The following is a 25,142-nucleotide window of genomic DNA, read 5'->3' as shown; positions in this document are numbered from 1 at the left end:
AGGAGTGCCCGCATCCGGTGAACGGGCGCGGGCTTAGATCGCCGACGCCTTCCATTGCGACAGGTCTGATGCGTGGGGCAGCTGGCGCGTGTATGCGCGGCCCTGCGCTCAGTGGCGCAGGTCGAGGCCGCTGCAGTGCACGCGCGGTCGCTGCGGATTACAGCGCGCCACCGCAGCGTGATCGAAGTGCACCACGTAGCCGTTATCGGCCGGCTCATTGATCGGGAAATCGGTACTGAGCAATTGCGCGCCGCTGGCCAGCATGGCATCGCGCCGGGAGGTGTCGTTGCGCTGCGCTTCTTTCAGGTCGGCATCGGTACGCGTACGCACCAGATAACCGGCCTTGACCAACTGCGCGATGTCATCGACGGGGCCGTCGTTACGCTCGACAAATGCCGCATCGTCCTCGCCCGGTACCGCGTTGGTGAAACACACGCGGCCGCGCAGCGATGGATGGCCGGGCAGGTAGCTGGCGCCTGCAACGCGTTGGTCGAGCAGAAACACCACTTTGCCGCGCGCTTGATTCAACGACGGCCAGCCATGCGCGAGCACGCCTGCATTGAGGGTACGCGCGCTGCCCCGCACCTGATCGGGGCTGATGTACTCACCGGGCTGGGACACCGAGCGTAGTTCGGTATCCAGCGCATCCATCGCTTTTGTGTCGAACGGTTCGGGTTGCGTGGTGGGGAATGCCAGCGCTATCGGCGTCTGCTTGGTTTCCAGCAGGATGAAGATCGGCACATGACCCGGGTGCTGCTTCGACCAGGTGCGGATGTCCTGCAGGCAGGCAATCAACGGTTGGCAATTGCTGCGCTGGTCAAGATCCTGCACATGCATGACCTTGAAGCCCGGCGTCTCCATCACCCCGGCCGGCGCGCTTGCCGGTGCGGCCGGTAGTCCGGCTTTGGCGATCTGCGCGACGATGGACGGGTGCGCATAGCGCCCGCCCTGTGCATCGGCGAAGACGTCCAGCTCGAGTTGGCGCACGCCAGCGTCGAGTTGTTGCGTCAATGCGGGATGGCGGTAATCCAGTGCAGCAAACAGTGCCGGGTCCATTTGCTTCAACACAGCCGCTTCGCTGGGTGCAAGGCCGGCGTGGTAGCTGTTGTGGCTGCCGATATACTGCAGATCGGTGAGACGCGGCGCAGCTTGCACGGGAACATTGCTCAGCACCAGCGCGGTGAAGCAGACGATACACGTGGTGGTTCTTCGCTTCGCGCGCACCAGCTTCGGTTTGCGGGTGATGCCTGACGTGACAGCAGTAAAAGCGCCAAAAAGATGCATGCAGCACAGCCGGAAAGCGACGAGGTCGCCATCATCGCGGCCCAGCTTGACGCATCTCTTTCCGCAGTGTGTCCGTGATGCGTCAGGTCTTACTGCAATCGGTATCGTGTCGTTTGCAACATCGTGGCACTGTTTTTCATGACGGGGCGGTCTGTTGCAGCGCATAGGTCAGCAACCGCGCCTGCACGCGGTCGCCCAGGCTGCGTGGCGCACGCAGCGCCATGCGTTGCAGGCAGGCAATATCATTCGCATCCGACGCTTTGCGTGCGAGCAGTGCGCGGCACACCGTGGCGATTTTTCCGCCGGTGCCAGCTGTTGCGCATTTGAGCCAGCTCAATGCACGCAGCAGACGTTGCTCGATCTCGGTGAAATCGCTGCCGAGCGGGTAATCGGGTAGGCTGCCGTCGCGTCGAAACGGCGCCAGCGCCTGTTCCAGTGCCTGTGGCGTGTTGCGTTGCGCACGCGCCGGCAGCACCGGGTCGGTGCGCAGCTTGCGCGACTGTTTCGCCTGGGCAAGCAGCTCGTCCTGGAAGCGCGCATCGCAAATGCCGGCCATTTCCAGCACGCAGTCCTGATCGGTCTTGTGGCGCAGATCGGCGATGCCGTATTCGGTGATGTAGACATCGCGCAGGTGGCGCGGAATGGTGGTGTGGCCGTAATTCCAGCGCACATTGCTGTCCACATGTGCGCCGGTCTCGCGGGTGGCACGCAGCATCAACGTACTGCGTGCCTGCGGCAAGGCATGCGCCATCGCCACGAAGTTGTACTGCCCGCCCACGCCGGAGACCACGCGTCCATCGTCCAGGCCGTCGGACACCGCCGCGCCCAGCGCGGTGGCCATCATGCAGGAATTGAAGAAGCGCGCATCGTGGCGCTGCAAGCGCTCCAGCGCTTCATTGCCGCCGTAGAGCTGGTTGATCTGGCTGATGCGGCGCATGCCGATGGCAGCGCGCGTGGCGGGCGGAAGGTCGCGCAGCCATTGATAGAAGTCCGGCGAGCCAAGATAGAACGCGCCATGCAGGAACTCGCCCTCCTGCGCCAGCCGCGCGTGGTCGGCAGCGTCGGCGCGGCCGTCGGCCATGCGCTGCATCAGCGCTAGATCGTCGTGCACCTTGCGGCGGATCACGCCACTGTCCACCAGTTGTTTGAAGCCTTCGTTGAGCATTTCGCTGCAGCCGTACAGGCCCACATCAAACGGCGCCAGGCCACCGCTGGCGCGTACGGCAGGGTGCTGTTCCAGATCCGGGTCCAGCGCCTGCAGCACACGCCGATAGGTGGCGTTGTCGGTATGCCGCAGGACCAGCGCATGGCTCAGCGCGTCGGCCAGGGTGCCGATGCCGATCTGCAGCGTGCCGCCATCGCGTACCAGCGTGCTCGCATACAGGCCGATGGCGTAATCGACGCTGGTCACCGGCTGCCGCGGCAGTCCGAACAGCCGCGGCGACGGGCCGGGCAGGTCGATGACCAGGTCGAAGAACGCCGCATCCACCGCCGCCGTGCCGCCGATCCACGGCAGCTGCGGGTCCACTTCGGCTACCAGCAATGGACGCGGCAGGCCCAGCGCCTGCACCGCGTCCAGGGTGTCCTGGGTGATGTCGTTGTTGCACGACAACGACAGCCGCGCGCCGCCGGGTTCGCGTGCGACCTTCTGCACGATCAGGTTCGGCGCACGCTGTGCCACTGCCGCGGCGGCGTGGGTGTAATTGAGGCTGGTGTAGTCGGCCTGGGCCTGGCTGGAATGCAGCAACCCGCCGGACTGCATGTAGAACTCTTCCACCTGCACATGCGCGGGCAAGGCGTCGCGCAGCATCGCGTCCACATACGCCAGACGCGGGAACTCCTCGCCGAAGTGACGCGCTATGAACGGTGCGGCAAAACGGCCCTCCATCCCCGCGCCCGGCCTGGGCGGGTTGAGCGAGAGCGCGGTGTACAGCGCCAGCGGCCGTGACGGGGTGTCCTTGAGTTGCGCGTACAGCGCGTTCAACAACCGGTGCGGTTTGCCGATGCCCAGGGGCGCGCCCACCCGGAGCGGGCCATCGATGCGCTGCAGGATCCGCTCCACGGCGGTGGACAGGCTGGTGAGGTGTTCGGTCATCGGTGCAGGGTAGCCGAGCCGATGGGAGAGCGCGTGTTGCAGAGCCGGCGCGACGACCGTGCACGATGGGCCTTGGTCAGCGCTTGACATGCTTTTCGTTTACGCGCGTAATCGCAAAAAATGACGGGTGTCATTGCATGGCGATCAGCGACGCAGAGGCAGTGGTGATGCAGGTGCTGTGGGACCGGGCACCTCGGACCGCAGAGGAGGTGGTGGCGGCACTGGCAAGCACCGACTGGGCCGAGCCGACCATCAAGACCTTGCTCAACCGCCTGCTCACCAAGGGCGCCATCGCGGCGCAGAAGGACGGACGCAAATACCGTTACACCCCGGTGTTGCAGCGCGAGCACTGGGTGCAGCAGCAAAGCGAAGGATTGCTGCAACGGTTGTTCGGTGGACGGGTGGCGCCGCTGGTGGCGCACTTCAGCGAGCGTGGAAAGCTCAGCGCGTCCGACATTGCCGAATTGAGGCGGCTGCTCAAGGAGTTGGACGATGAGTCTTGATCCCGTGCTGTGGCTGCGCGCCGCGCTCTACACCACCGCAGCGCTGCTGGCCTGCCTACTACTGCGCCGGCCGCTGCGTGGCCGGCTCGGGGCAGGGGCCGCCTATGCACTCTGGGGCGCGGTGCCGCTGGCCCTGGTGGCGGGGTTGCTGCCAGGTCCCCCGATGGAGATCACGCTGTTGAAGATGCCGGCGCTGGTGCCCGTGCCGGTTGCGGCGCATCCGGTCGGGCAGGGCGCCGGCTGGCAGCGCATGCTGCTCGCCGTGTGGCTGGCCGGTGCGCTGCTGACCGGCCTTTCCCTCTGGCGTGGACAGCGGCGTTTCGTGCGCAGCCTCGGGCCCTTGCGTGCGCTGGACAGTACCGTGTGGGTGGCCACGCACGACGGCGGCCTTCCGGCGTCGCTGGGCATCTGGCGTCCGCGGATCGTGCTGCCGGGCGATTTCACCACGCGTTACAGCGCCGGGGAGCGTGCGTTGATCCTGGCGCACGAGCGCCTGCATCTGCGCCGCGGCGATCTGCATGCCAATCTGCTGGCCAGCGCGCTGCTCTGCCTTGGCTGGTTCCACCCGTTATTGCATCTGGCATGGCGCGCGTTTCGCCTGGATCAGGAGCTGGCCTGCGATGCAGCGGTTCTGGCACGCCATCCGGGCCAGCGCCGCCGCTATGCCGGTGCGATGCTCAAATGTCAGTTCGCCGGCAGCACCTCGCCGCTGGCCTGCCACTGGGCGGCGAGGCCTGCATTGTTGCAGCGGCTGGCGGCCGTGCATGCGCCAGCGCCGGATGCGCGGCGTGCACGCCGGAACCTGCGCAGCGTGGTGGCGCTGACGCTTCTGGTCAGCGTCGGCGGCTGGTTGCTCCAGCCTGCGCCTGTGCAGGCCACGCACGGCTCGGCGGCTGCCTTCGACTACAGGACGATGCAGGCGCCGCGGTACCCGGCGAACGCGATCGCCGCCAATCTCGGTGGCGTTGTCGAACTGCAGATTGCGGTGAGCCCGCGTGGCGCGCCCGACCACATCGCCATCGTGCACAGCCGGCCCGCCGGCGTATTCGATCAGGTGGTGCTGGAGGCCGCGCGTCACTGGCGCTTCCAGCCCGCGCTGGTGGATGGGCAGCCAGTGGCCGCGCAGATACGCGTGCCGGTGCGGTTCGATCCGGACCCGCCGGAACCGCTGGCCACTGACGCCGGTGCCGGTGGTGATGGTCGGCATGCTCCAGCGTCCGGGCGCCTTGCCGCCTGCGCGACAACCGGATGCGTACCGCAGGAGATGCTGCAATGAACGACCGGCGTGGGTGGTGGATTGTGGGTGTGCTGTTGATCAGCGGATGCGCCAGCCAGCGCGTGGCCGAGCCGCAGCGCCACCAGCGCGAGGATTCGGTGGATCAGCGCATGCTGCCGTCGCAGCCGGGTGCGGGGAGCGCTTCCACCGCCTCCTACACGCTGTCGCAGACGCAGCGCTTCCGCATGCCACGCGCGCTGCGCAGCGAAACGCCGGCGCTGCCGCCGGACTCGCCACGCCAGACCCTGCCGCCAACCACCGTGTGCGCGCATGTGATCCTGTCCGCTGACGGCGCCGTGCAACGCGTGGACCCGATGTCCGATCGCGGCGAGTGCGCCGCCGGGCTGTTGCCGAGCAATGCGGATCTGATGCAGGCCGTACGCAGCACGGTGCAGCACTGGCAGTTCGTCCCGGCGGCCCTGTGTACGTACGCGCCCGGCGCGGCGCAGCCGTCCGCCCCTGATGACTGCACCGGGGCGACTCGGCAGGAACCAGTGCCGGTCACGCTATCGTTTGCGTTCACCTTCGAGGTGCGGCAGGGCAAGGTGAGCGTGCGTACCGGCAAGGTTGCGCGGTGACGGCAACTTTTTGCAGGCCTGCGTCAGCCCGTGTTGCGTCGGTCTTCGGTAGGCGGATGGATTACGCCGTCCTGCAACGGGTGGGTCTCCAGCCGGGGGCGCTCACGCCAGCACGTGCACGCTGTCGGCAATGCGCTGCACTTCGTCCGGGTTGTGGCTGACGTAGAGCATCGGCAGGCGGATTTCATCGCGCACGCGCTGCAGGTAAGGAATCAGCTCTTCGCGACGTGCCTGGTCCAGCGCCGACAACGGTTCGTCGAACAACAGGATGGCCGGTTGCGACAGCAACGCACGCCCGATCGCCACCCGTTGCGCCTCGCCGCCGGACAGGTTGCGCGGCCGGCGCTGCAGCAGCGGCGCGATGCCGAGCAGGGCCACCACATCGTCGAACCCGAATGGCGCCGCCCCCCGCGCATGCCGGCCGTAGCGCAGGTTGCGCCGCACATCCAGGTGCGGGAACAGCCGCGCATCCTGGAATACGTAGCCGATCCGGCGTTTGTGCGTGGGCAGGTCCACGCCGTGCCGGTCGTCGAACAGGCAGCGTCCATCGATGCGGATATGCCCGGCATGCGGGCGCACCAAGCCTGCGATCGCATTGAGCACGGTGGTCTTCCCGGCGCCGGACGGCCCCACCAGTGCCACCACCCGCGCCGCATCCTGGATGAGGATGTGCCGCCGGAACTGGCCGCGCTGCAGCTGCAGATCGATCTCCAGCATCAGTCCTCCTCACGCGGGTGCGGCCGCCGCACCAGCCATTCGGACAGCAGCAAGGCCGCCAGCGAAATCGCCAGCGCCACGCCGGCAAGACGCCACACGCCCGATTCCATGCCCGGCACCTGCATCAAGCCGTAGATGGCCGACGACAGCGTCTGCGTCTGGCCCGGGATATTGGAAACGAAGGTGATGGTGGCACCGAACTCACCCAGCGCCTTGGCAAAGGCCAGCACCATGCCGGCCACCAGGCCGGGCCAGGCCAGCGGCAAGGTGATGCTGAAGAACACCCGCCACGGGCCGGCACCCAGCGTGGCGGCCGCCGCTTCCAGGCGGCGATCGGTAGCTTCGATCGACAGCCGGATCGCGCGCACCATCAACGGAAATCCCATCACCGCGCAGGCCAGCGCCGCACCGGTCCAGCGGAACGCGAACTGCACGCCGAAGTGTTCCAGCAACCAGCTGCCGACCGGCCCCTGCGTGCCCAGCAGGACCAGCAGCGCATACCCGGTCACCACCGGTGGCATCACCAACGGCAGATGCAACACCGCGTCCAGCACTGCCTTGCCCGGGAAACGCCGCCGTGCCAGCAGCCAGCCACAGGCAATCCCTGCCGGCAGGCTGGCCAGCGCGGCCACGCCAGCCACCTTCAGACTCAGGGCGATGGCGGTCAGCTCTTCCGGGGTGAACATCGACAAACGGTGCGCCTCAATCCTTCGGCAAGAAGCCGCGACGGGTGAAGATCGCCCGGGCAGGTGCGCTGCGCAGCCACTGCACGAACGCTGCCGTCTGCGGGTTGCGGCTGTTCTTCAGCGCGGCCACCGGATACACGATCGGCGCATGACTGGCAGCGGGAAAGGTGGCCACCACGCGCACCTTGGGGTCGGCGCGCGCGTCCGAGCCATAGACGATGCCCAGCGGCGCCTCGCCGCGCGAGACCAGCATCAGTGCTGCCCGCACACTCTCCGACTCGGCCAGGTGCGCACGCAATACGTCCCACTGGCCGAGCGTGCGCAGCGCGGCGGCCGCGTATTTGCCGGCCGGCACGCTGGTGGTTTGGCCGACCGCCATGCGCCCGTCCTTGCCCAACGCCTTGGCAATGCTGCCCGGCGGACCCAGATCCAGCTGCAACTTGCTGGCGGCCGGTGCGATCAGTACCAGCGTGTTGCCGAGCAGATCGTGGCGTTGCGCCGGCGCGACCAGGCCGCGCTGTTGCAGATAGTCCATCCATTCCAGATCCGCGGAAAAAAACACATCCGCTGGCGCGCCCTGTTCGATCTGACGCGCCAACGCCGAGCTCGCCGCGTACGACACGCGCACCGGCGTGCCGGTGGCCTTCTCGAACGCGGCCGCGGCCTCGTCCATCGATTCCTTCAGACTGGCCGCCGCAAACACCGTCACCGGCGCAGCTTGCGCAACGGCCAGTACGGGCAGGGCAAGCATCAGCACGCACAACGCGCGCTGCCAGAAACCGATCGTGCGCATGGGCAACTCCAGCAGGGGCAGACACCGATCATAGCGGCTGCACCGTGACCGGCGTGGCGAACGCCAGCGAATGCTACCGAGCCAGGTCGTCGCAGCGGCCGGCCTGCAGGTTGGCCTGCAAGGCCGGGCGGATCAGTCTGGGCTCCGGCAAGGTGGCATCGCGGGCCTGGCGCTGGGCCACGAAACTCTCGATGTCCACGCCGTCGCGCACATGGATGTTGCTGCGCCGCTGCACGCCGATGGTGGTCTCATGCGCCACGGCCCGACCACCGGGGCCATAGTCGTGGCAGACGAACACCCGCGTGTCGTCCGCCAACGCGTACAGCCGCTGGATCGATGCATACAGTTGCCGTGCGTCGCCGCCGGGGAAGTCGCAGCGTGCGGTTCCCGCGTCGGGCATGAACAGCGAGTCGCCGGGAAACAGCGCGTCGCCGATCAGGTACGCGATGCTGTCGCTGGTGTGCCCGGGCACGGCAATGACGCGTGCGGCGATGCCGCCGAGCATGAAACGCTCGTCATCGGCAAACAGATGATCGAACTGCGAGCCATCGGCACGGAAGTGCTGCGGCAGTGCGTAGCGTGGTGCAAGCGCCTGCTGCACCTGGCGGATGCCTTCGCCGATCGCGATGCGCGCCTGCGGCCAGTGCTGCTTCAGCCACTGCGCTGCCGACAGGTGATCGGCATGTGCATGGGTTTCCAGCAGCCAGTGCAGGTGCCAGCCGCGCTGCCGGATGGCATCGGCGATGGCCTGCGCGGCACGGGTTTCGATGACGCCGCTGTCGGCTGCATAGTCCAGTGCCGGATCGATCACCGCGGCCGCGCCGGACGCCGGATCGGCGACCACGTAGGTGAAGGTGTTGCTCTCGGCATGGAAGAACGCAAGCACCTCAGGCTGCATCGGTGTCTCCAGGTCAGGGGGTGGCCAGTGCTGCGTTGAGCACGGCGGCCAGTCGGTCGCCGGCCAGGCGCAGCTGTGTCTCGGCCATCGGTCGATAGGTGGCGATGTAGCTGGCCGGCAGGACGTGCGTGGCCGGATACACGCCCGGTGTCACGGCGATCCTGCACGAAGCCTGCGCCCAGGCGGCGGCGGGCGGCGGCAGGACCGGCGACACGGCGGAGGCCGCCGGCAGGGCCAGCAGCCGTTGCAGGTAGTCCGCGTCGCCGAGGTGACGGTCGTTGAGCATGCCGCTGTCCCACAGCGCATGCAGGTTGCTGCCCTTGCCATCGACCTGCAGCTGGAAGTCGTTGCCGCCCTTGTCGTGCGCGTAGCCGGCGTGCATGGGCTGATGGATGTCGCCGACAAAATGCACCACGAACTTCAACGCCTGACGACGCACCTCCAGCGGCTGGCTGCGGTCGGCCAGCAGGGCGGTCTGCCGATCGAGAGCGGCGATCACGCAGTTGCCATCCGGGCAGTCGCGCGGCGGCGCATAGCTGCAGTCGTGTTCGCCCAGGTTGACGTAATGCCACGGCCCGGAACGCTTGCCCAGGTCCGGGTCATGCTCGCGCAATTCATCGGCCCAGGTCGCGACGCCATGCAAGGTCGCATCGGGCTCGCCGGCAAGCAACTGCGCCACCTGCGCGCGTGCCTGCGGGCTCAGCTCGGTCTCGGCCACGCGTGCTACCAGGCGGTGCCCCTGCGGGCCCCAGGCGAACGCGGTGATGGGCTGGATCGCCGCGGTCAGCGCCACGGCAAGGACAACGAAAGCGGGGGAGAAGGTCTTCATCCCCCGATTGTACGCAACCGCCCGGGACGGTTTGATGGCGGTTGCAGTCATGTCGCCGCCGCGCAATGGCGACGGCCCGCACGATCAGTAATAGACCAGGTAGGAGATGCCATAGGTCAGTGGATCGACCCGGGCCTTGCCCAGCCGTGCGCCGTTGACATCGACGTTGCTGCGCGAGTCGGTCCAGCGTGCGTCGATGCGCAGGCCGCTGCGCTCATCGAAGATGAAGTCCACACCGACGTGCGCAGTCGCGCCCACCGAATCACCGAAGCGCAACTCGCCGTTGCCGATGCCTTGCGCGGTGTCTTCGCCCACGAAGGCGGTGTAGTTGATGCCGATGCCCACGAACGGGGACACCGTGCCATAGCCGTTGATGTGGTACTGCAACAGCACGCTGGGCGGCACCGACCAGTAACTGCCCACCTTGCCGGCACCTTCCAGCTCGATGTCGTGCTTGCCTGCCACCGCCGCATGCACTTCGATTCCCAGATTGTTGCGCAGGAAGTATTCGTAGGTGAACGACAGCGCAGGCGCGCCCTTGATCTCCCCGCGTGCACCGCCGAAGGTGCCGCTGTCTGACTTCGGCGAGACATAGCCGGCGCCGTAGCCGGTCGTCCAATGGCCGGCCGACTGTGCAAGAGCGGGAGCGGCCGAAGCGGCCAGTGCGATGGCGAGGGCGGTGCGGATGAACGTGCTCATGGAATCCCCGGTAGGTCGGACAGGCGTTCGACGTGACCGACCTGTCCGCAACTCCGGCGGTGGATGCACGTCCCTGGATCGCCAGTGTGCCAGAGATGCACCGCGCTTGCCGCTGTGACTCAGAAGCGGTGCACGTACGCCGCGCCATAGACCAGCGGATCGATGTTGACCGTGCCGATCCGGGTGCCATTGAGGCGGGCCTCGCTGTCGATGTCGATCCAGCGCACATTCACGCGCAGGGACCCGCGTTCGCTGAGTTTGACGTCCAGGCCCGCGTGCAGGGCCAGGCCCCATGAATCGTCCAGCTCCAACTCGCTGCCGGCCAGCGCGCCGCGGGTGTCGGTGCTGAAGAAACGGGTGTAGTTGATGCCCGCGCCGAGGAAGGGCGACACTTTGCCCTGGCTGTTGAAGTGATACTGCAGCGATACCACCGGCGGCAGGTGCTTGGTGCTGCCGACGCGGCCCAGTCCACGCAGCGCGATGTCGTGCTCGAACGGCAGCGCGGCCAGGACCTCGATGCCGAGGTTGTCGGCGATGAAGTATTCGGCGGTGAAGGTCGGCTTGATGTCCTTGCCTACGTCTGCTTCCAGCGTGCCGCCAACCAGGCGGCCATTATCGGATTTGGGAGCGACCTGGTGGGCGCCGACGGCAACGGTCCAGTCGCCTTTGGATTGAGCCAGTGCGGGGACGCTGGCGAACGTGGCGGCCAGACCGGCGAGCAGGAGGGTAGAGCGCATGCGCATGGAAACTCTCGTTGTGTGCAGGGGATGGACGAAGTCTTGTGGGTTTGGCCCGGCGACGCCTTGATCCTGATCAAACCAGGGCCGGTTGCGTGCGATGGATGCGCGCGTTGCCAGCGGTCAGGCACCGGCTGCTGCGCTGCGTCGCAGGTGTGGCAGCAGCGCTCGCCCTGGAGGAGATCAAGCGCGCGCGGCGCATCGGGTGCGGCGTGCGCCGCGGGTCGCGCCACCGTCGGCAGGGGAGGTGTGCTGACGGTGACGCGCGCCAGGGCGCAGTCAGCGGGTGGCGTGTCGCGATGCGACCGCACTCACTTGGCCCTGGCGACCTTCGGTGTATCCACTTCCGGCATCGCCGAGCTGTGGTGGTTGATGATCAGCCACTTGCCGTCGCGCTTTTCGTACACGAAGGTGTAGCGCGCCTGCACGTCGCTCTTCTTGCCGTCCTTGTCGGTGAGCGTGAAGGTGTAGACACCGGCGTCCACGGCGCTGTCGTCATCGAGCACGCGCACGGTGCGGTAATTGACCACGCCCTTGGGCTTTTTGGCCAGGAACATCTCGAAGTACTTTTCGATCTGCGAGCGTGACGCGCGGACTTCGTTGGAGACCGTCGGCAGCAATACGCCATCGGGGGCATACAGGTCGGCCACCTTGTGCGGGTTGCCCGAGGCCAGGGCCGCGTTCCAGGTGTCGAACAGCGCAGCGACTTCGCGCGCTTCACCGTCGGCGGGCAGCGAAGCCTTTTCGGTGTAATGCATCACGCCAGCGGCCAGCGCCGGGGTGGCGGCCAATGCCAAAGCGACAGAGAACAGGGTGCGACGCATGGGGAATCTCCGTGTGAGTGAGTGGGTGCCTCAGCAGGCAGGGCCAGTATCGAAATCCACGGAGTGCCGAAATGCTGCTGGTCGGCATATGCCTGAATACGCTTCTCGGCATAGTTGGTTGAAAGGTAAGTTATTGGAAAACAAAGTAGACCGGTGCGTGGCGTAGTGCGCCCGCGCCTGCGTTGGTCATGCAAGCGGGCATCGTCAGGCCTGCTTGGCAGGCAGGTGGCCCGTCACCAACCGCATCGCGCGCCGGACCGTGCCGATCTCTACCGAACCAGAGCAGGCGTTGCCACCTCTTCTGCGGCTCTCCTTCCGTCTCCCCCCTTCGCACTGCCAGCGTTGACGCGGGTGCACGGCCGCACCAGAAGGACGCTGCTAGAATGGCAGCCCCTTTCCATCCGCCGCGCTGTCGCGGCCGCAGGAGCTTGTGAACATGGCAATCAAGGTTGGCATCAACGGATTCGGTCGCATCGGACGCAACGTGCTGCGCTCTGCGGTGCAGAACTTCGCCAATGACATCGAGATCGTGGCCATCAATGACCTGCTCGAGCCCGACTACCTGGCCTACATGCTGCAGTACGACTCGGTACACGGCCGCTTCAAGGCCGAGGTCTCGGTCGATGGCAACACGCTCATCGTCAACGGCAAGAAGATCCGCCTGACCCAGGAACGCGACCCGGCCAACCTCAAGTGGGACGCTGTCGGCGCCGACGTGGTGATCGAGTCCACCGGCCTGTTCCTGACCAAGGACACCGCGCAGAAGCACATCGATGCCGGCGCCAAGAAGGTGATCCTGTCGGCGCCGTCCAAGGACGACACCCCGATGTTCGTCTACGGCGTCAACGACAAGACCTACAACGGCGAAGCCATCGTCTCCAATGCCTCGTGCACCACCAACTGCCTGGCGCCGTTGGCCAAGGTCATCAACGACAAGTGGGGCATCAAGCGCGGCCTGATGACCACCGTGCATGCGGCGACCGCAACCCAGAAGACCGTGGACGGCCCGTCCAACAAGGATTGGCGTGGCGGCCGCGGCATCCTGGAGAACATCATTCCTTCTTCCACCGGCGCGGCCAAGGCCGTGGGCGTGGTGATTCCCGAGCTCAACAAGAAGCTCACCGGCATGAGCTTCCGCGTGCCGACCTCCGACGTTTCGGTGGTCGACCTCACCGTCGAGCTGGAAAAGCCGGCCACCTACGCCGAGATCTGCGCCGAAGTGAAGGCACAGAGCGAAGGCGCGCTGAAGGGCGTGCTGGGGTATACCGAAGACAAGGTCGTGGCGACCGATTTCCGCGGCGAAACCTGCACCTCGGTATTCGACGCCGACGCCGGCATCGCGCTGGACTCCACCTTCGTCAAGCTGGTGTCCTGGTACGACAACGAGTGGGGCTATTCCAACAAGTGCCTGGAAATGGTGCGGGTGGTTGCCAAGTAAGTTTTTGGCTTGAAATAAAAGGGCCCCGGCATGCCGGGGCTTTTTTTTGAGGCCACGAATTTTCGTGTGTCCTGCATTGTCGCCCTTTGCCTGGCTGCTCAGAAGTGGACTTTGACCGACTCACGTGCGCTAATTCACCCGCACGGCGGCCGTTCCCGTGTCGTGTACGAAGGATCGGGGAACTCCATGGATCGAGAGAATGACGATGAATAAATTTCTTGCGGGCGCACTGGCGTTCGGTGTGGTCATTGCGGTTTCAGCTCCGCTGGACAGCTGGGCGGCCAAGAAGCAGACCGGTACGCCGGCCTGGATGAATGCCGATGGTGAGGTGATCAAATCGTCCGATGTCGAAGCCGGCTACGGCGAGACGGTCAAGGGCGTCAACGATTACGAAGGCGAGATCACCGGCAAGCCGGCACCGGACAGCAAGTTCACCCAGTTGAAGATCGGGATGCCGATGAAGCAGGTGACCGATCTGATCGGGCAGCCAACCGACCAGGGTTCGTATGTCACCGGCAAGGCCTTTATCCCGTTTTTCTATGGTGGCGACCGCTATCGCCATGAGATGGCCTACAAGGGTCAGGGGCGTCTGGTCTTCGCTGGCAAGTCGATGGATACCGGCGGCAACCTGATCTGGATCATCCATAACAAGAACGACAGCGGCTACCGCGAATAAGTGTTCAAAGCGCCCGGTTCTCCGGGCGTTTTCTTATGCAAGGTGCCACTGCAGCCACGCGTAACGCCGCTGCTTGTCCACTCTCCAACCAGCGGCATGATCTGCAGATTGCTGCCCAGCCGCGGCCCGAGGCTGTATGGTTCGCGCATTCGGCTGGACGCCGGCTCGGGGATTGCTGCGTTGGAAACGATGATCGTGTTGGTGGCCCTGGTGCTGCTTGCCGTGCCGGTGGGTGTGGTGGTCGCGCTGGTGTGGATTGCCGGGCTGCGGCGCCGGGTGGAGACGCTGGAGCAGCGGCTGGCGCAGTGGCAAGCCGGGACTGGCGAGGGCGCGGATGCGCGAACGGATGCGTCCGTGGACGCGCAGGGCAGGGCGTGGGAGCAGCCTGGTGCAGCGCCCGATCTCGATTCCACTCTGAGTGCTGGTGCCTACACGGATGCACCTGGGTTCGGTAGGTCTGGCGCTGTTCGACAGGGCGACGGCGGGAACCTGCCTGCCGTTGCACATCCGCCTGCGGATCAGGGCGTGATTGATGCGGCTTCCAGGGCGGTGCCGCCCCCATTGCCTGCGCAGGCCCCTGCAGATGTGACGGCACGCGGTGCTCACGCTGCGTCGGCGTTGCCAAACCAGCACGCTCAGGCAACCCGGTCTCAACCTGCGCAACCGCAACCGCCGCAGTCACCCCCCACCCCGGCCGAGCCGGGCGCCATCACGCGCGCGGCCAGTGCGTTGAAGCGCTGGTTCACCGAGGGCAACGTACCGGTCAAGGTCGGCATGCTGGTATTGCTGGCCGGCGTGGCGTCGCTGCTGAAGTACGCCAGCGATCAGGGCTGGATGCGCATGCCGATCGAACTGCGCTTGGCCGGCATCAGCGTGCTTGCCTTGGCCGGTCTGGTCTTCGGCTGGAAGCAACGCGGGCAGCGGCCGGGTTTTGCACTGGCACTGCAGGGCGGGTCGATCGGCGGTTTGTTGTTGACCGTGTTCGCCGCGTTCAAATTGTATGGATTGCTCGGCGCAGGCCTGGCGATGGGCATCAGCGTGGTGCTGATTGCCGGCATGTGCGTGCTGGCGGTGCTGCAGGAGTCGCGCACGCTGGCCGTGCTGGGTGTGCTGGCCGGCTTCCTCGCGCCGATCTGGTTGTCCACCGGCAGTGGCAACCATGTCGCGCTGTTTTCGTACTACGCCGTGCTCAACGCCGGCATCGTGGCGATTGCATGGGCGCGGCCGTGGCGGGTGCTCAACCTGCTCGGATTCGCCTTCACCTTCGGCATCGCGACGTTGTGGGGCGCGCTGCAGTACACCCCGGCAAAGTTCGCCAGCACCGAGCCGTTCCTGCTGCTGTTCTTTGCCATCTACGTGGCCATTCCGGTGCTGCATGCGCGGCGTGGCGATGGCAGTGCGGGCAGGCTCATCGATGGCAGCCTGTTGTTCGGAACGCCGTTGGTCGCCTTCGCGATGCAGGCACGCCTGCTGGATGGCGAGCGCCTGACACTGGCGTTGTGCGCGGTGGCGGTGGCCGGCATGTACGCCGCTCTGGCAACGTGGTTGCTGCGTCGTGCATCCACGCGCCTGCTTGGCGAGGCGCACGCGATGCTGGCGGTCGGGTTTGCGACATTGGCCGTGCCGTTGGCGTTGTCTGCGCGCGTCACTGCTAGCGTGTTTGCGCTAGAAGGCGCCGGGCTGTTGTGGTTGGGCCTGCGTCAGCGGCGGCGCATCTCGCAGGTCAGTGGCGTGGCGTTGCAACTGCTGGCCGCCGTTGGCGTGGCCTTCGGCGTGGACGCGTGGCGTAACGACGCCATGGCGGTGGCCAACGCCACCTGCATGAGCACCATGCTGCTGGCGGTTGCCGGCTGGGCCAGTGCCTGGTTCCTGCGCGATGCAGGACATCCGCGGCGTGCGCTGGTGGCGTATCTGTGGGGCCTGGGATGGTGGGTGCTGTGCGGCGTGCACGAGATCCTGCGCTTTGCCGACGACCTGCGCAGCGAGCCGGACCTGCTGCTCGGCTTTGTCGCGCTCAGCGTGTGGCTGGCGGCCGAGGTGCACCGCCGTCGTCCGGCAGCGGCGCTGGTGTGGACGGTCATGGCCGGCCTGGCGCTGGCCGCGCCGCTGGCACTGTGGCAGGAGCATGCACACACGCAGCCGTTTGCGCACTGGGGTGCACTGGCCTGGTTGGGGTTTGCGCTGGCCGGCACGCGCGCGTTGTGGTGTCTGCGCATGCAGCCGGGCGCCGGCGCGATGCTCGCGCAGTTCATCTGGTGGTTGCTGTGGCCGATGGTGGCGTCGTTGGGTATTGCCTGGCTGGCCGATGCCTTCGCGCTCGCCAATGGCTGGCGGTGCGCGTTGCTGGCAGCGCCATGGCTGGCGGTGGCGGCGACCGCTCTGCTGCGCTGGCGCTGGCTGGCATGGCCACAAGGCGTGCGTTTCGATGCGGCCCGCACTGCCTTGCTGGGCTGCGTCCTTGCGGTGCTGGGGGTCGGCTGGTTGCTCGCATTGGTCGATCCGGTGAGCGCTGCGCCGCTGCCATGGGTGCCGTTGCTCAACCCGGCCGAACTTGCACAGCTGGCGGTGCTCGCGCTGGTTGCGCGCTGGGCATGGTCGGCCGCTGCGCCGTCGATGCTGCAGGCGCGGCGCGTCACTGCGCTCGGTGTATTGGGCTGGGTGTTGATCACCGGCAGTACGCTGCACAGCGTGCATCACTGGGGCGCGGTGCCGTGGGATGCCGCGCTGCTGGGTGCGACGGTGTCGCAGACCAGCCTCACCATCGTGTGGAGCGTACTGGGTGTGCTGGGCTGGGTGATCGGCTCGCGTCGCGGGCAGCGCGGGTTGTGGCTGGGCGGTGCGTTGTTGATGGGGCTGGTGCTGGCCAAGCTGGTGCTGGTCGATCGCCAGCATCTGGGCAATCTGCTCGGCATCGGTTCGTTCATGGCCTATGGCCTGTTGTGTACGGTGGTGGGGTATCTGGCGCCGGCGCCACCACGTCTGGTGGTCGAGGAACGCACCGTCGACAACGCTGACGCGGCAAGGGATCAGGCATGAGTACCAAACGGTGGGGATGGGTGTTGCTGGTGCCGCTGATGGCGCAGGCGGCCGATGTGCGGCAGGACTATCGTCAGCAGTGGCCGTTGCAGGTGGCCGGCTCCGACGCCGGGCTGTACCAGGTGAGGTTGAACGAGGCGGTGTATCGCAGTGCCGTCGACGCCGGGCTGCGCGATGTCGCGGTGATCGATGCACGTGGCGAAGAAATGCCGACCGCGCCGCTGGCCGCCGACGCCGTGCCGGCCGCAGCGCCACGTCGGCAGGGGTTGCCGTTGTTCGCGTTGCCCGAAGGTGCAGCGGCGGCCAATGGCGACCTGCAGCTCATCGCCGAGCGCGATGCCAGCGGTGCGGTGCGGCGGCTGGAGGGCCGCTTCGCCACCGGTGCGCCTGCGGCGCCCGGCAGTGGCGGCAGTTGGTTGCTCGATGCCAGCGCACTGCGCGACCGGCCGCGCGCGCTCTGGCTGGACTGGGCGGGCGAGCCGCCGGTGCAGGCCCGTCTGCGCGTGGAGGGCAGCGACGATCTGCGCACTTGGCGCGTGCTGGCCTCCGATGCCACCGTCATGGCGCTGGACAACCAGGCGCAGCGGCTGCAGCAACGCCGCATCGCGCTGGAGCAGGGCGCACGCTACCTGCGTCTGGTGCCCGTGTCCGGCGCATTGCCGACACTTCGCAATGTCGAGGCAGAACTGGACGGGCGTACCGCACCCACCCCGCTGTCGTGGCTGGAGCTGCCGGGCACCGCACAGGACACGGGCGTGACCTACCGCATGCCCGGCCGCTTTCCCGTCACGCAGCTGGATGTCGGCGCGGGTCAGGCCGAGGCCGTGGAATGGACGGCGGACAGCCGCGATGCCGACGCCGCCGCCTGGCTGAGGCGGGCAGGGCCGTGGCTGGCGTATCGGCTTGGCACTGGCGCGTCGCCGCCGCAGCGGTTGTCCGCGCCGGTACGCGATCGTCAATGGCGCCTGGTGGCGGCACAGGGGCGCAGCCCGGCGGTTCCGAGCTTGCGGGTGGGCTATCAGCCGGAGCGGCTGATGTTTCTCGCCCAGGGCCAGCCCCCGTATGCGCTGGTGGCCGGCAGCGCACGCGTGCGACGCGGCGACGCACCGTTGGCGTCCATGCTGCAGGCGCTACGACGTGCACGCGGCGCACAGTGGCAGCCGGCCACGGTGCGCCTGGCTGCAGAGGCGCAGCCATTGGCAGGCGACGCAGCGCTGCAGCCCGCCACCACCCCGCGCGACTGGAAGCGCTGGCTGCTGTGGGCGCTGTTGATCGGCGGCGCATTGCTGGTGGGCGGTCTGGCGATGAGCCTGCTGCGCACATCCGGCACCGATCGGCCGGCCTGATCCTTTGGCCGGATGCGGTTGCCGGCCGCGTCCGGGGATGCGGGTTTGCCGCATCGGGGCGAAGGCCGGACAATGGGCATCCCCCGTCGCCAAGGCAGCCGCATTGCCCGTCGTGTTCGACCGACCAGAGTTTGCGCCCTCCTCAGTTGCGGTGGCGCCCGCCCAGCGCACCGCCGGGTTGCGGTGCGGCGTGCCGATGCCGAGCCCTGATTGCCCGATCCCCGCCGCCAAGGCAGTCGCCTTGCCCGTGGTCTCCGAGCCACTGCCGTCGGCGTCTGCCGCAGGTGCAATGGCGGCATTGTTGTGAACGACGGCGCCACGCCAAGCTGGCGCAGTAGCGCCATTCCTCCGCGCAGAGCATGTGCCAACGCGCGGCGCCGGGTACCAATCCCCAATCCCGATTCCCTAATCCCCAGACTCAGCGAGCCAAGCCCATGTCCATCGTCCGTATGACCGACCTCGATCTCTCCGGCAAGCGCGTGCTGATCCGCCAGGATCTCAACGTGCCGATCGACAACGGCCAGATCACCTCCGAACAGCGCATCACTGCCTCGGTGCCCACCATCAAGCTGGCGCTGGAAAAGGGCGCCGCGGTCATGGTCACCTCGCATCTGGGCCGGCCCAAGGAAGGCAGCTGGACCGAAGACGATTCGCTCGCGCCGGTGGCCGCGCGCTTGACCGCGCTGCTCGGCGTGGACGTGCCGCTGGTGCGCGACTGGGTCGATGGGGTGGAGGTGGCGCCGGGCCAGGTGGTGTTGCTGGAAAACTGCCGCATGAACGTCGGCGAGGGCAAGGACGACGAGACCCTGGCGCGCAAGTACGCCGCGCTATGCGATGTGTTCGTGATGGATGCCTTCGGCACCGCGCATCGCGCGCAGGCCTCCACGCATGGCGTGATCCGCTTCGCGCCGGTCGCCGCCGGTGGCCCGTTGCTGATGGCCGAACTGGACGCGCTGGCCAAGGCGCTGGACAACCCGGCCAAGCCGTTGCTGGCGATCGTGGCCGGCAGCAAGGTCTCCACCAAGCTGGAGTTGTTGTCCAACCTGGTCAACAAGGTCGACCAGTTGATCGTCGGCGGCGGCATCGCCAACACCTTCATCGCCGCCGCCGGGCATGACGTGGGCAAGTCGTTGAACGAACCGGACCTGATCCCGACCGCCAACCAGATCGTGGCCGATGCCAAGACACGTGGCGCAGAGATTCCGCTGCCCACCGATGTGGTCGTTGCCAAGCAGTTCCTGCCCGATGCCGAGGCCAGCGTGAAGTCGCTCGATGCGGTGGATGCGGACGATCTGATCCTGGACATCGGCCCGCAGACCGCGCAGCGCTACGCCGAGCTGATCGCCAATGCCGGCACCGTGGTGTGGAACGGGCCGGTGGGCGTGTTCGAATTCGAGCCCTTCAGCCACGGCACCGAAACGCTGGCACGTGCGATTGCCGGCTCCAAGGCGTTCTCGATCGCCGGCGGCGGCGACACCCTGGCGGCAGTGGACAAATACGACATCGCCCGGGACGTCACCTACATCTCCACCGGTGGCGGCGCGTTCCTGGAGTTCCTCGAAGGCAAGACCCTGCCGGCCGTGGCCGCGCTCGAGGCCCGCGGCAAGTGAGTGCAGCCACGCTGTTCTTCGATCTGGACGGCACCCTGGTTGATTCGGAGCCGGGCATCGTCGCCAGCATCGTGCATGCCTTCGATGAGATCGGGCAGCCGCGTCCCTCTGCGCAGACCTTGCGCGCCTGGATCGGCCCACCGCTGCGCGACAGTTTTACCGAGTGCTTTCCGGATGACCCGGCGCTGGTGCAGCGCGCGCTGGGCCTCTACCGCGCGCGCTACGACGCGGTGGGCTGGACCGAACTCAGCGTGTTCGACGGCATCGGCGATGTGGTCACCGGCCTGCATCGCGGCGGTCATCGGTTGGCCGTGGTGACCTCGAAGAACGAACGCTACGCGCGGCGCATCGTCGAGCATCTGCCGTTCGGTGCGTGCTTCGACAACGTGATCGGCGCCAGCGAGGATGGCGAGCGCCGCTTCAAGCCCGACCTCATCGCCGAAGCGCTGCGCCGCCTGCAGATCGACAAGACCGGCTGCGTGATGATCGGCGACCGCCGGATGGATATCGAGGGCGCCAACCACCACGGCATTCACAGCATCGGCGTGTTGTGGGGCTTCGGCGACGAGGCCGAACTGCGTACTGCAGGTGCCGGCGCGATCGCGCAGACACCGGCACAACTGCGGCAGTTGATCGGCGCGTGATCCGTGCGCATCGGCCGTCGCGTTCGCTTGGTCGTTGCCGGCGCCTTGCGTGGCGCGACCCGGCACGCGGCTCTTCACCGCCACCGGGTTAGGGTGGCGACCGCACACGTTGCCAGGCGCAACGTGTGCGTAGACGTACGTACTGTCCCGCACTGTCTGTAAGACATGCCGGAATAGAAGGGTGGCTATGCCGCAATGCCATCCTTGGTGCGTGACGTGTGTGTTAAGTTTCGCGGCTTCTACAGGGAGGCCATCATGAAAGAACGTCAACGCCGCACCAAGATCCTCGCCACCCTCGGACCGGCAACGGATGCGCCCGGGGTGCTGGATAAGCTGTTCAAGGCGGGCGTCAACGTGGTGCGCCTCAACTTCAGTCATGGCGATCCGTCCGGCCAGGCCAAGCGTGCTGCCGAAGTGCGTGCCGCCGCGGCGCGCGCCGGTGCCGAGGTCGGCATCCTGGCCGACCTGCCGGGCCCGAAGATCCGCATCGAGCGCTTTGCCGAAGGCAAGATCAAGCTGACCATGGGCGATCGCTTCGACCTGGTGGCCGATGCCAATGCACCGGCCGGTGATCAGCAGCAGGTGGGCGTCAGCTACCTGGGTCTGCCGCAGGACGTGACTGCAGGCGACGTGCTGCTGCTCGACGATGGCCTGGTGCAGTTGCAGGTCACCGACGTGCAGGGCGCGCGCATCGTCACCACCGTGCTCAACGACGGCGTGCTGTCCGATCGCAAGGGCCTCAACAAGCAGGGCGGCGGCCTGTCGCTGGGCGCGTTGACCGAGCGCGACAAGGAGCTGATCGGCATCGTTGCCAAGATCGGCGTGGACTTCATCGCGGTGTCGTTCTGCCGTAACGCGCAGGACATGCACGACGCGCGGCAGATCGCCCAGCAGCACGGCTGCGATGCGCAGCTGGTCTCCAAGATCGAGCGCACCGAAGCGATCGAAAACCTGGTCGAAATCGTCGAAGCCTCCGACGTGGTGATGGTGGCGCGCGGCGATCTGGGCGTGGAAATCGGCGATGCCGAATTGCCGGGCCTGCAGAAGAAGATCATTCGCGAATCGCTGGCGCAGAACAAGGTGGTGATCACGGCCACCCAGATGCTGCAGTCGATGGTCGAAAGCCCGATCCCGACCCGCGCCGAAGTGCTGGACGTGGCCAACGCAGTCATCGACGGCACCGATGCGGTGATGCTGTCGGCCGAAACCGCCGCCGGTGCCTATCCGGTGCGTGCGGTGGAAGCGATGGCGCGCATCTGCCTGGGTGCCGAGCATCAGTTCGAGTTCGATACCGATTTCGAAGCAGCGCAACGCAACCTGCAGCGTGCCGACCAGGCCATCGCCATGGCGACCATGTTCCTGTCCGAGCACATCGGCCTGGGCGGCGTGGTGGCGTTGACCGAATCCGGCGGCACGCCGCGCTTCCTGTCGCGCTTTCGTTCCAACATGCCGATCTACGCCTTCACCCGTCATGATGGCGCGCGTCGCCAGATGGCGATGATGCGCGGCGTGTTCCCGATCAGCTTCGACAGCCGCGGCCTGACCCCGCGCGAAGCCGCGCGTGCGGCGATCCGCCTGCTGGTGGAAAACGAGCGCATGGGGCCCGGCGACCGCGTGGTGTTCACCAGTGGCGAGCACATGGAAATGCACGGCGCCACCAACACGCTGCGCCTGCTGGAAGTAGGCGAAGACGGCCGCGCCACCGGCCTGGGCGAGCTGTAACGCCTGCTGACGCCTTCCAGCGCATGATCTAAGCCGGAAGACGCGACACACGGCGGCGGCCCCAGGGCCGCCGTCGTGCTGTGTGGAGATGCCGGGCGCGGGTAAGTGCTTGGCCTGGGTCGGCGGGTTGCTCGACGGCCGGATCCGGCGACTGCCCGGCCAGCGCACGATCGCCGCCGCGCTGCGTCACGGTGTTGATATGACGCGGCATAAGTTTCACAAGGCGATGCATGCCCACGACGGAGATTCCGCTTTCCCCGCTCATCGACGCAACGGAGCGAAGGTGAACGACGCGCGGGATGACCGGATAGGTGACGAAGAGGAAGGGCCGCGTCGTGACGTGAGTAGCCCATGCCGCAGGCCGCTTCATGCAACAGGCCAACACCCATAACGCAATCAACGCCTGCGTGGTGCAGGTTCGGCAGCGCCGCCGCACGTTGTGGGTGCCACGCATCACAGCAAAGCAAGCAACAAGCTGCACGACATGCTCAGCTTCAACGATTCCCGATTCCCGATTCCCGATTCCCGATTCCCGATTCCCGATTCCCGATTCCCGATTCCCGCATGCGAGCGGCGCCACACATCCCGTCATGCGCGCATGGTGTAATCGGTTGCAGGCATTCCGTGAAGGAATGTGTACGACTTTCGTCGCTATACTTTCGTTCTCCCCCGCAGCTGCCACAGGAACTACATGAGCATCGAACAGCTTGCCGAAACCGCCCAGGCCATGGTCGCCCCGGGCAAGGGCATCATCGCCATCGACGAGTCGACCAGCACGATCGCCAAGCGTTTTGCCAGCGTCGGCATCGAGAACATCGAAGAAAACCGTCGCGCCTATCGCGAACTGCTGCTGACCACGCCCAAGCTGAGCGATTACATCTCCGGCGCCATCCTGTTCGACGAGACCATCCGTCAGAAGACCAAGGACGGCGTGCCGTTCGCCAAGTACATGGCCGAGCACGGCATCATCCCGGGCATCAAGGTCGACAAGGGCGCGCAGCCGCTGGCCGGCATGCCGGGCGAACTGGTGACCGAAGGTCTGGATGGCCTGCGCGCACGTCTGGAGGAGTACTACACGCTGGGTGCACGTTTCGCCAAGTGGCGTGCGGTCATCAACATCGGCGAAGACATCCCCTCCGGCACCTGCATCGAGGCCAACTCGCATGCGTTGGCGCGTTATGCAGCGCTGTGTCAGGAACAGGGCCTGGTGCCGATGGTCGAGCCGGAAGTGATCATGGACGGCGACCACGACATCGAGACCTGCTACGAAGTGACCGAAGCCACGCTGCGCTCGCTGTTCGGCGCGCTGTATGAGCAGAACGTCGTGCTCGAAGGCACCATCCTGAAGGCCTCGATGGTCATCTCCGGCAAGGGCTGCGAAGAGCAGGCCAGTGTCGAGGAAGTGGCCGAATCCACCGTGATGTGCCTGAAGTCGACCGTGCCGGCGATCCTGCCGGGCATCGTGTTCCTGTCCGGTGGTCAGACCGACGAGCAATCCACCGCGCACCTCAACGAGATGCACCAGCTCGGCAACCTGCCGTGGCCGCTGAGCTTCTCCTACGGTCGCGCCATGCAGCAGGCGGCACTGAAGCTGTGGGCCAAGGACATGACCGGCAACTTCGCCAAGGCGCAGCAGATCATTTATGAGCGCGCCAAGGAAAACGGCCTGGCTGCACTGGGCAAGTGGAAGGGCTGATCGGCTGATCGCGGCTGCAAGGCCGGGTCAAACCCAGGCATGAAGACGCCGGCAGCGATGCCGGCGTTTTTTATTGGGCGTCGATGGCAATGCATCGGCTGGTCGGGTGAGCAGGCCGCGCAGCGGCGGTGCTTCAAATGCGGCGGCGTGACCGGCGCGAAGCATTGGCGTGCCGAGCATCCGCCGCCGGCCGGGCTTCCAGCCTGATGCAGTGGCTCAAACGCAACGGGCGCCTTGCGGCGCCCGTCAGTGCAATGCGCGGCTCGTGGCGTCAGGCCGCTGCGGTCTCCTGCGTTGCCAATGCCTGCTGATAGGCCTTGTAGGTGGCGTCGTTATAGGCCACCAGCACGATGTGCTTGGGCACCTTGTGCGAGCGCTGCCAGTCGCGTGTCTCGGTGACCGCGATGCGTGCGGCCTGATGCAGCGGATAGCCGTAGATGCCGCAGCTGATCGCCGGGAATGCGATCGAGTGCAGCAGCATCTGCTCGGCAAGCTTGAGCGACTGCCAATAGCAGTTGGCCAGCTGCTCCGGTTCGTTGTGCTTGCCGTCGCGCCACACCGGGCCCACGGTATGAAACACGTGACGCGCCTTCAGGTTGAAACCGTCGGTGACGCGGATTTCGCCGGTAGGGCAGCGCACGCCCGGGCGTACCTGCGGCAGGGCTTCGCAGGCCTGCAGCAAACCCGGGCCGGCAGCGCGATGGATGGCGCCGTCCACGCCACCACCGCCCAGCAGTGATTCGTTGGCGGCGTTGACGATGACGTCAACGTCGAGTTCGGTGATGTCGCCTTGCCAGACTTCGATTTTCATGGCGAGATAGTTATGGGATTTGAATGATGAACGCGTGATGGGGTCAGGCGTTGCGGAGCCTCACGCTAGCGGCCATTCATCTCATCTGCTGCGACCACGCCGGACCTCGCGAACCCTACGGCGGGCGCCCGCGAAATCGGGCGATCCAGGCGGCTTTGCGCTGCCGCCGATTGGAACAATTTATCGCCGATGCGCGACGATCCGGGATCTGCACGATTGCCCGGCGAGGGGAGGACGCGGCTAC

22 protein-coding genes are annotated in these 25,142 nt (G+C 66.6%); 11 read left to right on the top strand and 11 right to left on the bottom strand.

Features of this window, described 5'->3' with window-relative positions:
• Positions 1-108: 108 nt before the first annotated feature.
• Positions 109-1,284, bottom strand: coding sequence for a phosphatidylinositol-specific phospholipase C1-like protein (locus ABQZ09_RS05520; RefSeq protein WP_349776328.1), 1,176 nt, complete (start codon positions 1,282-1,284; stop codon positions 109-111).
• Between the two features lie 136 nt (positions 1,285-1,420).
• The gene (locus ABQZ09_RS05515) at positions 1,421-3,379 is read right to left on the bottom strand and encodes an acetyl-CoA hydrolase/transferase C-terminal domain-containing protein (RefSeq protein ID WP_349776327.1); all 1,959 of its coding nucleotides are present in this window, start codon (positions 3,377-3,379) and stop codon (positions 1,421-1,423) included.
• A gap of 137 nt (positions 3,380-3,516) precedes the next feature.
• On the opposite strand from ABQZ09_RS05515, the gene ABQZ09_RS05510 reads away from it, so the two are divergent.
• From ABQZ09_RS05510 to ABQZ09_RS05500, 3 genes are read left to right on the top strand one after another with little or no spacing between them, the layout of a single operon-like run.
• Positions 3,517-3,882, top strand: a complete 366-nt coding sequence (locus ABQZ09_RS05510; RefSeq protein WP_047695619.1) for a BlaI/MecI/CopY family transcriptional regulator — start codon at positions 3,517-3,519, stop codon at positions 3,880-3,882.
• Entirely contained in the window at positions 3,872-5,158 is a 1,287-nt protein-coding gene (locus ABQZ09_RS05505) for a TonB family protein (protein ID WP_349776326.1), read from the top strand. The genes ABQZ09_RS05510 and ABQZ09_RS05505 overlap by 11 nt, the downstream gene beginning before the upstream one ends.
• On the top strand, positions 5,155-5,736 hold the full coding sequence (locus tag ABQZ09_RS05500; RefSeq protein ID WP_228314891.1) for a hypothetical protein: 582 nt from the start codon (positions 5,155-5,157) through the stop codon (positions 5,734-5,736). Before ABQZ09_RS05505 ends, ABQZ09_RS05500 begins: the two co-directional genes overlap by 4 nt.
• Positions 5,737-5,838: 102 nt before the next feature.
• Here the strand turns inward: ABQZ09_RS05500 and modC are convergent, their stop codons facing one another.
• The 8 genes from modC to ABQZ09_RS05460 all read right to left on the bottom strand — a co-directional run bounded on the left by modC (position 5,839) and on the right by ABQZ09_RS05460 (position 11,919).
• Positions 5,839-6,453, bottom strand: a complete 615-nt coding sequence (modC, locus tag ABQZ09_RS05495) for a molybdenum ABC transporter ATP-binding protein (protein ID WP_039564329.1) — start codon at positions 6,451-6,453, stop codon at positions 5,839-5,841.
• Positions 6,453-7,139 (bottom strand): molybdate ABC transporter permease subunit, encoded by a 687-nt coding sequence (gene modB / locus ABQZ09_RS05490; protein ID WP_184368191.1) that lies wholly within the window; start codon positions 7,137-7,139, stop codon positions 6,453-6,455. The genes modC and modB overlap by 1 nt, the downstream gene beginning before the upstream one ends.
• A 16-nt stretch (positions 7,140-7,155) precedes the next feature.
• On the bottom strand, positions 7,156-7,932 hold the full coding sequence (gene modA, locus ABQZ09_RS05485; protein WP_228314892.1) for a molybdate ABC transporter substrate-binding protein: 777 nt from the start codon (positions 7,930-7,932) through the stop codon (positions 7,156-7,158).
• 73 nt (positions 7,933-8,005) lie between these two features.
• Complete coding sequence (locus ABQZ09_RS05480; RefSeq protein ID WP_184556955.1) at positions 8,006-8,830, bottom strand: MBL fold metallo-hydrolase; 825 nt, start codon at positions 8,828-8,830, stop codon at positions 8,006-8,008.
• Positions 8,831-8,843: 13 nt separating this feature from the next.
• Positions 8,844-9,659: a S1/P1 nuclease gene (locus tag ABQZ09_RS05475; protein ID WP_166752108.1), complete on the bottom strand. Its 816-nt coding sequence runs from the start codon at positions 9,657-9,659 to the stop codon at positions 8,844-8,846.
• Positions 9,660-9,743: 84 nt separating this feature from the next.
• Complete coding sequence (locus ABQZ09_RS05470; RefSeq protein WP_228314893.1) at positions 9,744-10,358, bottom strand: OmpW/AlkL family protein; 615 nt, start codon at positions 10,356-10,358, stop codon at positions 9,744-9,746.
• Positions 10,359-10,477: 119 nt separating this feature from the next.
• Positions 10,478-11,101 carry an OmpW/AlkL family protein gene (locus ABQZ09_RS05465; RefSeq protein ID WP_039411063.1) on the bottom strand — a complete coding sequence of 208 codons (624 nt, stop codon included), beginning with the start codon at positions 11,099-11,101 and terminating at the stop codon, positions 10,478-10,480.
• A gap of 305 nt (positions 11,102-11,406) precedes the next feature.
• A complete protein-coding gene (locus tag ABQZ09_RS05460) occupies positions 11,407-11,919 on the bottom strand; it encodes an SgcJ/EcaC family oxidoreductase (RefSeq protein ID WP_104580748.1) in 513 nt (170 codons plus the stop codon).
• 436 nt (positions 11,920-12,355) lie between these two features.
• On the opposite strand from ABQZ09_RS05460, the gene gap reads away from it, so the two are divergent.
• The 8 genes from gap to ABQZ09_RS05420 all read left to right on the top strand — a co-directional run bounded on the left by gap (position 12,356) and on the right by ABQZ09_RS05420 (position 24,087).
• The gene (gap, locus tag ABQZ09_RS05455) at positions 12,356-13,357 is read left to right on the top strand and encodes a type I glyceraldehyde-3-phosphate dehydrogenase (RefSeq protein ID WP_039411059.1); all 1,002 of its coding nucleotides are present in this window, start codon (positions 12,356-12,358) and stop codon (positions 13,355-13,357) included.
• Between the two features lie 241 nt (positions 13,358-13,598).
• Positions 13,599-14,033, top strand: a complete 435-nt coding sequence (locus tag ABQZ09_RS05450) for a hypothetical protein (protein ID WP_372383637.1) — start codon at positions 13,599-13,601, stop codon at positions 14,031-14,033.
• Positions 14,034-14,213: 180 nt separating this feature from the next.
• Positions 14,214-17,069: a DUF2339 domain-containing protein gene (locus tag ABQZ09_RS05445; RefSeq protein ID WP_349776325.1), complete on the top strand. Its 2,856-nt coding sequence runs from the start codon at positions 14,214-14,216 to the stop codon at positions 17,067-17,069.
• Positions 17,066-18,415 carry a DUF3999 domain-containing protein gene (locus tag ABQZ09_RS05440; protein ID WP_349776324.1) on the top strand — a complete coding sequence of 450 codons (1,350 nt, stop codon included), beginning with the start codon at positions 17,066-17,068 and terminating at the stop codon, positions 18,413-18,415. Before ABQZ09_RS05445 ends, ABQZ09_RS05440 begins: the two co-directional genes overlap by 4 nt.
• Positions 18,416-18,849: 434 nt before the next feature.
• Positions 18,850-20,025, top strand: coding sequence for a phosphoglycerate kinase (locus tag ABQZ09_RS05435; protein ID WP_039411055.1), 1,176 nt, complete (start codon positions 18,850-18,852; stop codon positions 20,023-20,025).
• Positions 20,022-20,669: an HAD family hydrolase gene (locus ABQZ09_RS05430; RefSeq protein WP_349776323.1), complete on the top strand. Its 648-nt coding sequence runs from the start codon at positions 20,022-20,024 to the stop codon at positions 20,667-20,669. Before ABQZ09_RS05435 ends, ABQZ09_RS05430 begins: the two co-directional genes overlap by 4 nt.
• Before the next feature lie 255 nt (positions 20,670-20,924).
• Positions 20,925-22,391, top strand: coding sequence for a pyruvate kinase (gene pyk, locus ABQZ09_RS05425; protein WP_039411049.1), 1,467 nt, complete (start codon positions 20,925-20,927; stop codon positions 22,389-22,391).
• Between the two features lie 691 nt (positions 22,392-23,082).
• Positions 23,083-24,087 carry a class I fructose-bisphosphate aldolase gene (locus ABQZ09_RS05420; protein WP_039411046.1) on the top strand — a complete coding sequence of 335 codons (1,005 nt, stop codon included), beginning with the start codon at positions 23,083-23,085 and terminating at the stop codon, positions 24,085-24,087.
• Between the two features lie 271 nt (positions 24,088-24,358).
• Here the strand turns inward: ABQZ09_RS05420 and ABQZ09_RS05415 are convergent, their stop codons facing one another.
• The gene (locus ABQZ09_RS05415) at positions 24,359-24,898 is read right to left on the bottom strand and encodes an O-acetyl-ADP-ribose deacetylase (protein WP_039411044.1); all 540 of its coding nucleotides are present in this window, start codon (positions 24,896-24,898) and stop codon (positions 24,359-24,361) included.
• Positions 24,899-25,142: the final 244 nt, after the last annotated feature.

It is taken from the genome of Xanthomonas sp. WHRI 6106 (assembly GCF_040202405.1).
Classification (GTDB): Bacteria; Pseudomonadota; Gammaproteobacteria; order Xanthomonadales; family Xanthomonadaceae; genus Xanthomonas; species Xanthomonas cannabis.
This window is presented reverse-complemented; position numbering and strand designations above follow the sequence as displayed.

Bases quoted from the DNA above. Each gene is read 5' to 3' on its own strand.
- ABQZ09_RS05510 (WP_047695619.1), top strand. From the start codon at position 3,517: ATGGCGATCAGCGACGCAGAGGCAGTGGTGATGCAGGTGCTGTGGGAC.
- ABQZ09_RS05465 (WP_039411063.1), bottom strand. From the start codon at position 11,101: ATGCGCATGCGCTCTACCCTCCTGCTCGCCGGTCTGGCCGCCACGTTC.
- ABQZ09_RS05440 (WP_349776324.1), top strand. From the start codon at position 17,066: ATGAGTACCAAACGGTGGGGATGGGTGTTGCTGGTGCCGCTGATGGCG.
- modC (WP_039564329.1), bottom strand. From the start codon at position 6,453: ATGCTGGAGATCGATCTGCAGCTGCAGCGCGGCCAGTTCCGGCGGCAC.
- pyk (WP_039411049.1), top strand. From the start codon at position 20,925: ATGAAAGAACGTCAACGCCGCACCAAGATCCTCGCCACCCTCGGACCG.
- ABQZ09_RS05500 (WP_228314891.1), top strand. From the start codon at position 5,155: ATGAACGACCGGCGTGGGTGGTGGATTGTGGGTGTGCTGTTGATCAGC.
- modA (WP_228314892.1), bottom strand. From the start codon at position 7,932: ATGCGCACGATCGGTTTCTGGCAGCGCGCGTTGTGCGTGCTGATGCTT.
- ABQZ09_RS05520 (WP_349776328.1), bottom strand. From the start codon at position 1,284: ATGCATCTTTTTGGCGCTTTTACTGCTGTCACGTCAGGCATCACCCGC.
- ABQZ09_RS05480 (WP_184556955.1), bottom strand. From the start codon at position 8,830: ATGCAGCCTGAGGTGCTTGCGTTCTTCCATGCCGAGAGCAACACCTTC.
- ABQZ09_RS05475 (WP_166752108.1), bottom strand. From the start codon at position 9,659: ATGAAGACCTTCTCCCCCGCTTTCGTTGTCCTTGCCGTGGCGCTGACC.
- ABQZ09_RS05470 (WP_228314893.1), bottom strand. From the start codon at position 10,358: ATGAGCACGTTCATCCGCACCGCCCTCGCCATCGCACTGGCCGCTTCG.
- ABQZ09_RS05435 (WP_039411055.1), top strand. From the start codon at position 18,850: ATGTCCATCGTCCGTATGACCGACCTCGATCTCTCCGGCAAGCGCGTG.
- ABQZ09_RS05515 (WP_349776327.1), bottom strand. From the start codon at position 3,379: ATGACCGAACACCTCACCAGCCTGTCCACCGCCGTGGAGCGGATCCTG.
- ABQZ09_RS05415 (WP_039411044.1), bottom strand. From the start codon at position 24,898: ATGAAAATCGAAGTCTGGCAAGGCGACATCACCGAACTCGACGTTGAC.
- modB (WP_184368191.1), bottom strand. From the start codon at position 7,139: ATGTTCACCCCGGAAGAGCTGACCGCCATCGCCCTGAGTCTGAAGGTG.
- ABQZ09_RS05505 (WP_349776326.1), top strand. From the start codon at position 3,872: ATGAGTCTTGATCCCGTGCTGTGGCTGCGCGCCGCGCTCTACACCACC.
- gap (WP_039411059.1), top strand. From the start codon at position 12,356: ATGGCAATCAAGGTTGGCATCAACGGATTCGGTCGCATCGGACGCAAC.
- ABQZ09_RS05420 (WP_039411046.1), top strand. From the start codon at position 23,083: ATGAGCATCGAACAGCTTGCCGAAACCGCCCAGGCCATGGTCGCCCCG.
- ABQZ09_RS05460 (WP_104580748.1), bottom strand. From the start codon at position 11,919: ATGCGTCGCACCCTGTTCTCTGTCGCTTTGGCATTGGCCGCCACCCCG.